General features: G+C 56.4%; 1 protein-coding gene. It reads left to right on the top strand.

The features are described 5' to 3' along the window. Positions 1 to 250 (top strand): zinc-binding dehydrogenase (locus FDW95_RS23705; RefSeq protein WP_249359011.1); only part of this gene is annotated, 250 nt, incomplete at both ends.

Genomic DNA, 250 nt, shown 5'->3' with positions numbered 1-250 from the left:
ATCGGCGGCCTGGGGCATATCGCCATTAAGCTGTTGCACGCGATGGGGTGCGAAGTCACCGCGTTCAGCTCCAACCCAGCGAAAGAACAGGAAGTGCTGGCGATGGGGGCCGATAAAGTGGTTAACAGCCGCGATCCGGAGACACTGAAAGCGCTGGCGGGCCAGTTCGATCTCATTATTAATACGGTTAACGTCGATCTCGACTGGCAGCCCTATTTTGAAGCGCTGGCCTACGGCGGTAATTTCCACA

Origin of the sequence: Citrobacter sp. wls718 (assembly GCF_005280945.1) — a bacterium.
Lineage (GTDB): Bacteria > Pseudomonadota > Gammaproteobacteria > Enterobacterales > Enterobacteriaceae > Citrobacter > Citrobacter gillenii.
Note: the sequence above shows the minus strand (reverse complement) of the source record. Positions and strands in the feature narration are given on the sequence as shown.